This is a genomic window from Sheuella amnicola (assembly GCF_010499255.1).
Taxonomy (GTDB): Bacteria; Pseudomonadota; Gammaproteobacteria; order Burkholderiales; family Burkholderiaceae_B; genus Zwartia; species Zwartia amnicola.
The window spans coordinates 359,135-365,188 of sequence record NZ_JAAGRN010000003.1 but is presented as its reverse complement, the minus strand read 5'-3'; the positions used below and the strand labels follow the sequence as shown (position 1 = coordinate 365,188).

Genomic DNA, 6,054 nt, shown 5'->3' with positions numbered 1-6,054 from the left:
GCCCGACGCTCTCGCCGGGTCTTGGTGCTAATGGGCGGTTTACTAGTCATCGTGTCCACAATCTCCTATCGCGGACACTATCGCGGTTTGCTAAACCCGGCTCAAGATGACTTCACCGGACGCATACCAATAAATTAGAAGATAAATCAACTACTGCCTCATCAGGTGAGTCACACGACTGTGCATACTGATTTGAATATCAAATGAAAAGTATCAATTTCACTTGGGCGTAAAAAAATGAACGAGAAATTCATCTATGACGTTGAAAGTAGCAAGTTGTATTCACCCGATGGCGCCTTCTTAAAAAAAGTGTACTGTCCCAAAGCCAAGCATTGGAATCAGTTGATTGTGGATGATCCGCAAGAGCGTTCAAGAGGATGCGAGGATTGTGGGGATCGCGTGCATAACTTGGAGTCATTCGATAGCCGTACATCCAAACTAACCTATCGTGACTGCGTGTATATACCTGTTAATTCACAAAGGGTGATATTCATTAATAAAGAAAAAGAAGTTCCGAAACCGAATCAGGTGGGGCGCAATGATGAGGGATTGCCTATCATCAGAACAGTCAGAAACACTAAAGATATAAATCGTGCGGCCGCCATGGGGTATTGGCCTGATGTGCGCAGGATTGAGTACATGGATAAAAGTTCAACGCCTCGGATACCGAGTGGAGCGAAAGGCCGCAGCAACAAAAAGGTCGCTTTGGAAATCAAGTTTCGAGTGATGCAGAATCCAGTAACCGGTGTTATCTCTGTCTTTGGTGATTATCGGAGCGATTATCGTCAAGACTTTTCAGAGGTCAAGGAAGTTATTCCGTTTACCTTTTATTATCCTTATTACCAGTCAAGGCCTATAGCAGCGTATTTAATCCCACCTGATTTGCAAGATGGTAGCAAGGTTCTGATTGAGGATCCTATCGAAGATATGCTGGGAAGCACTTGGAATCAAGGCGATACGCAGCGCGCTATGAACATAATTGGGTATGTAAAAGACCGAAAGGTGATTATTCATCACGATTCGATCAAAACTACCCATTACATTGGGTAGGTGATGGAATGAAATGATCCACCATGTCACCAAAAGAAGTGTTTCCCAGAAATTTCGAGTTACGAAAATGTTTGGCCTGAAGGAAATAAAAAAGCCACGGTGTTGAAACCGTGGCTTTTTGCAATCTGGAGCGGGAGACGAGTCTCGAACTCGCGACCTCAACCTTGGCAAGGTTGCGCTCTACCAACTGAGCTACTCCCGCTTGGAAGTCCGTAATTATACATTAAATTTGGTAGCTTGATTTCTTGCTCATTAATCGCGCTACTAAGTTCAAGTACTATTAGCGAAGTCCATGACTATAGCAAAGACTTTTACTGCATGTCAATTCAACTCGATTCAACAGTTCTCCATCCTGCAGATTTATCATCGGCGAATACTCTAGGCTTGGCTTGCCAGGCCGCGCAGGTGTTCGATCTTAATCAAGTGTCTCAACTGCAGTTGGTATCCGATATCGCACACTTGAAAGGTGCGCCGCTGGTGCTGGGTTCGGGCAGCAATCTGATTCTGCCTGCAGAGTTGACGCGTCCGGTTGTCCGTGTGATGTTGTCGGGCATTGAATTGGTCGAGAAAGCTTCCGATGCGTGGGTGATCGATGTCGCAGGTGGTGAAAACTGGCATCGCTTTGTGTCTTATGCCGTGGATCAGGGGTGGGCAGGGCTTGAGAATTTGGCCTTGATCCCGGGAACGGTAGGCGCATCGCCTGTGCAAAATATTGGGGCGTATGGAGTTGAGCTCGATAGTCGTATCCGATCCGTCACCGCCTGGCATATTCCGACTGCGCAAATGCATACGTTCAGTCGGGATGAGTGCGGGTTCAGTTATCGCGATAGTCGCTTCAAGCGCGATGGGTTGGGTGCCTGGTTGATTGTTTCTGTGCGCTTTAGCTTGCCTAGGCCTTGGTCGCCTGTAATGTCTTATCCCGATCTGGCTCATCATCCCGTACTGAGTCTGGTCAAAAGAGAAGAACTGACTGCCCGGCACATCTTCGATGCGGTTTGCGATATCAGACGCAATAAATTGCCGGATCCGAACGTATTGGGTAATGCCGGAAGCTTTTTTAAAAATCCCGTCGTGTCGGATAGTCAGTATCGACAGCTTAAATTAGCGTTTCCCGGTCTGGTTTCTTATCCGCAGCCACAAGGCAACTTCAAGTTGGCGGCGGGTTGGCTGATTGATCAATGTGGCTGGAAAGGGTATCGAGATGGGGCTGTCGGCGTGCATGACAGACAAGCGCTGGTTCTTGTCAATTATGGCAAGGCGCGTGCCGAAGACATCTTGGCGTTGGCCAAAAAAATTCACCGAAGCGTCGAGCAACGCTTCGGTGTCAGTTTGGAAATCGAGCCGGTCGTGGTGCCGGAATAACTACGCCGGATTTAAGACAGGCCTAAAACCGTCTGCATGTCGAACAGACCTGATTTCTTGTCTATGAGATAGCGTGCGGCGCGCAGGCTGCCTTCGGCGTAACCCGCGCGGCTGGTCGACTTGTGCGTGATTTCGATGCGCTCGCCGGTGCCGCAGAAAAAAACCGTGTGATCGCCGACAATGTCACCGCCTCGCACAACCGAAAATCCGATGGTGCCGGTTTCGCGCGGTCCGGTATGGCCCTCGCGCGACCAGGTCGCGATTTCGTCAAGCGGCTTGCCCCAGGCGTTGGCAACGACTTCGCCCATTTTGAGCGCTGTGCCGGACGGAGCATCCACTTTATGTTTGTGGTGGGCTTCGAAGACTTCGACGTCATAACCCGAGTTCAGAATACGGGCTGCCATATCTAGCAGCTTGAGCGTTGCATTCACTCCAACGCTCATGTTTGGTGCGAACACGATACCGATTTTTTGAGAGGCATCGGCGATGCTTTTTTTGCCTGCGTCATCAAAGCCCGTTGTGCCGATGACGATGTTGACCGAATGCTGCACGCAGGCTTGCAAATGCGCAAGCGTTCCCTCCGGGCGGGTAAAGTCGATCAAGCAATCCGCCTGGGCGAGTTGAGAGAGTTGGTCTGTAATCAATACGCCACTTGTTTTACCGAGAAAGGAGCAAGCGTCTTGTCCGAGCATGGGGCTGCCAGGCTGATCCAATGCGACCGTCAATTGGAGGTCGGTCGACTGGGTAACTGCCTCGATCAGCATACGGCCCATGCGGCCACTGGCACCGGTAATCGCGATTCGCATCATTTGACGAGCTCTTGTACTGAAAGTGGGTGAAAGGGTTGTCGGTTTAGCTGTCGGTATAACTATTCGTATTAGTACAGCTGTTTTGGCGCATCCAGTGGGGCGCCTGGTATCGCTGTCGGATCCTGAACGGACGTATCGCCCAAGGTTTGATCAAGCGTCACGCCGGGTAGCATCTGGATTGGGCCGGGCATTCCCGAGTCATTGCGATCGCGCGTCTCGTCAAGTTGGAGTTGCTTTTCTTCACGTTTTGACCGACCGACTTCCTGTTTTGCATACTGGAATGGTTGCAACTCGGGTTGCTCATCGCCTTTCCAGCTGGCAAGCTGGTTTTTGTCGAAAATGACGGTGAGCAAGCGCTCTTCGACTTTGCCGTTGCCTTGGCGGAAGTAGTAGGGGTAGTCCCACCGATTGCTGTGCAGTGCGCTGGTGAGCATGGGGGTGCCCAAGGCGAACTTGACTTGTTCGCGGGTCATGCCGGGGCGCAGTAGCGCAACTTGATCTTTAGTGATCCAGTTGCCTTGCTGCACGCCTGAGCGATATGGGAAACCCCATCGTGAGGATTCGCAACCGGACAACAGTGTGACGCCTGCAACCAAAGCCAGGGTTGCGTAAAGTTTTTGGGCGGATGGACGAAACATGACCAATGAGGGCCTCTATTGGATAATCTGGCAAAAACGTTATCATAAAGGCTAATTGCTCACGCGTGAGCCTTAACGACTAGCCGTAGAGGTTTTTCCTTGCAAACCGAGAACGATCAGAGTGATTTGAAAAATGTCGGCCTGAAGGCGACATTTCCTCGTCTGAAGATTCTGGATATTTTCCGTAAATCAGGCCAAAGACACCTGAGTGCTGAAGATGTCTATCGGACTTTGATTGGCGAAAGCGTCGATATTGGCCTTGCGACGGTTTATCGCGTGTTAACCCAGTTCGAGCAAGCCGGCATTCTGGTGCGTAGCCAGTTTGATGGCGGTAAAGCGATTTTCGAGCTAAACGATGGCGATCATCACGACCATCTTATTTGTACCCACTGCGGCAGTGTTGCCGAGTTCACGGATGCCGAGATCGAAAAGCGTCAGCACGAAATTGCTTCGGCCAAGGGGTTCAAGCTCGAAAGCCATTCCATGATGTTGTACGGTATCTGCAAAGCCTGCCAGACCCGAACGAAATAAGGCGCAACAAGATTTCGTTCAGGGGCGCAGCATTTCTTGCGCGTGCTGGCGGGTAGTGTCCGTAATTTTGAGTCCCCCCAGCATTCTGGCTATCTCTTCGATCCTATCCTGTTCGTTAAGCGCAGCAATTCTGGATTCGGTGGTTTGCTGATCCTGCGTCTTGCTGACCCTGAAGTGATGCATTCCCCTGGAGGCGACTTGCGGTAAGTGCGTGACGCACAGCACTTGGTGCCGGCTGCCAAGCTCGCGCAGCAAATTGCCTACGACTTCGGCAACCGCGCCACCGATTCCGCTATCCACCTCGTCGAAAATCAGGGTTGGCACACGGGCGGCGCGACTGGCGATGACGGACAGTGCGAGTGAAATGCGCGCCAGCTCGCCCCCGGAGGCAACTTTGGCAAGAGGTTTGGGCGTTGTCCCAGCATGACCTGCAACGAGGAATTCAATGGCATCCACGCCTTGGCCGGACGGGTTGCCGGCGTCAATCGAAATGTCGAATTGTCCGCCTTGCATGGCGAGCGTTTGCATGGCACCCGTGACAAGCTTGGCCAGATCTTTCGCCGATTTTTTGCGGGCTTGCGTAAGAGTCGATGCGTGTTGAAGGTAGTCTTTCTCGAGTCTGGCGGATTCTTTTCTGAGCGCTTCGACATCGGTGCTGGCTTGCAGATTGGCCTGTTCCTGGCGCAATGTTTCGTGTAGTGCGGTCAACTGTTCGGGTTCGGTTTTGAATTGACGCGCGCAATCGAAGATTTGACGCATGCGTTCTTCCGCTTGCGCCAGTCTTTCTGGATCGAGTTCGACGCTGGATAAATACGCATTGAGGTCCGATACTGCTTCACTGACTGCGATGCTGGAGGATTCCAGCGCATCATGAACAGTCTGCAAATGGGGATCGTGCTTGAGAAGCTGATTGGCCCGGTGCACGCTTGACGAGAGGCGTTGATGCACTGAATCGTCACCTTCGTCGAGCCAGTTCAGGATTTGGGCGGCGCCATCCAGAAGTGATTGTGCGTTGGCCAACCGCGTGTGTTCGTTCGATAGAGTTTCCCATTCGCCGGGGGAAAGAGCCAGACGGTCTAGCTGATCCAGTTGCCATTCGAGTTTTTCCCGGGCGGCAGCCAAGGTACTGGCATCTTGTTCGGTGAGGGCAAGCTTGCGCTGGACGCTTCTCCAGGCTTTCCAGGCTTGGCCGACGGATTGGCGCAAGGGCTGAAGGCCGCCGTGAGCATCGAGCAGGTCGCGTTGGCTTTCCGGGCGCAGCAGGCTTTGGTGGGCATGCTGGCCATGTATGTCGACCAGGTATTCGCCTACCTCGCGCAGTTGAGTGATGGTGACTGCCGAGCCGTTGATGTAGGCGCGACTGCGGCCTTGCGCATCAATGATGCGTCTGAGAATCAATTCGTCTTCGGCGTGCAGATCGTGCTCGGTTAGCCATTTGATTAGCGTTTCGGGTGTGTCGAACACCGCGCTGATTTCAGCTCTCGCGGATCCCTGTCGCAACACGCTCGAGTCCGAGCGTGCACCCATCGCCAGGGCCAGGGCGTCGATCAATATCGATTTGCCCGCGCCGGTTTCACCCGAAAACACCGTAAAGCCGGAATTAAAGTTTATTTCCGCCTCGGTCACGATAACGAAGTCGCGGATATGCAAAGCCCGTAGCATGC

General features: G+C 52.3%; 6 protein-coding genes and 1 tRNA gene. 3 read left to right on the top strand and 4 right to left on the bottom strand.

The window, feature by feature from the left end; genetic code table 11:
- Positions 1-237: 237 nt before the first annotated feature.
- On the top strand, positions 238-1,050 hold the full coding sequence (locus tag G3I67_RS06540) for a hypothetical protein (RefSeq protein ID WP_163652818.1): 813 nt from the start codon (positions 238-240) through the stop codon (positions 1,048-1,050).
- A 126-nt stretch (positions 1,051-1,176) separates the two neighbouring features.
- Here the strand turns inward: G3I67_RS06540 and G3I67_RS06535 are convergent.
- Positions 1,177-1,252 (bottom strand) — tRNA-Gly (locus G3I67_RS06535).
- A 116-nt stretch (positions 1,253-1,368) separates the two neighbouring features.
- On the opposite strand from G3I67_RS06535, the gene murB reads away from it, so the two are divergent.
- Positions 1,369-2,412, top strand: coding sequence for a UDP-N-acetylmuramate dehydrogenase (gene murB / locus G3I67_RS06530; RefSeq protein ID WP_163652816.1), 1,044 nt, complete (start codon positions 1,369-1,371; stop codon positions 2,410-2,412).
- An 11-nt stretch (positions 2,413-2,423) separates the two neighbouring features.
- Here murB and dapB read toward each other — a convergent pair whose 3' ends face one another.
- Both dapB and G3I67_RS06520 read right to left on the bottom strand, forming a co-directional pair.
- Positions 2,424-3,218, bottom strand: coding sequence for a 4-hydroxy-tetrahydrodipicolinate reductase (dapB, locus tag G3I67_RS06525; RefSeq protein WP_163652990.1), 795 nt, complete (start codon positions 3,216-3,218; stop codon positions 2,424-2,426).
- Positions 3,219-3,289: 71 nt separating this feature from the next.
- Positions 3,290-3,859, bottom strand: coding sequence for an outer membrane protein assembly factor BamE (locus G3I67_RS06520; RefSeq protein ID WP_163652813.1), 570 nt, complete (start codon positions 3,857-3,859; stop codon positions 3,290-3,292).
- Positions 3,860-3,958: 99 nt separating this feature from the next.
- On the opposite strand from G3I67_RS06520, the gene fur reads away from it, so the two are divergent.
- Positions 3,959-4,390 carry a ferric iron uptake transcriptional regulator gene (gene fur, locus G3I67_RS06515; protein WP_163652810.1) on the top strand — a complete coding sequence of 144 codons (432 nt, stop codon included), beginning with the start codon at positions 3,959-3,961 and terminating at the stop codon, positions 4,388-4,390.
- 18 nt (positions 4,391-4,408) lie between these two features.
- On the opposite strand, the gene recN is transcribed toward fur, so the two are convergent.
- Positions 4,409-6,052: a DNA repair protein RecN gene (gene recN, locus G3I67_RS06510; RefSeq protein WP_163652807.1), complete on the bottom strand. Its 1,644-nt coding sequence runs from the start codon at positions 6,050-6,052 to the stop codon at positions 4,409-4,411.
- Positions 6,053-6,054 lie beyond the last annotated feature (2 nt).

Excerpts from the sequence above, each read along its gene's own strand:
- dapB (WP_163652990.1), bottom strand. The coding sequence starts at position 3,218 with ATGCGAATCGCGATTACCGGTGCCAGTGGCCGCATGGGCCGTATGCTG.
- recN (WP_163652807.1), bottom strand. The coding sequence starts at position 6,052 with ATGCTACGGGCTTTGCATATCCGCGACTTCGTTATCGTGACCGAGGCG.
- murB (WP_163652816.1), top strand. The coding sequence starts at position 1,369 with ATGTCAATTCAACTCGATTCAACAGTTCTCCATCCTGCAGATTTATCA.
- G3I67_RS06520 (WP_163652813.1), bottom strand. The coding sequence starts at position 3,859 with ATGTTTCGTCCATCCGCCCAAAAACTTTACGCAACCCTGGCTTTGGTT.
- G3I67_RS06540 (WP_163652818.1), top strand. The coding sequence starts at position 238 with ATGAACGAGAAATTCATCTATGACGTTGAAAGTAGCAAGTTGTATTCA.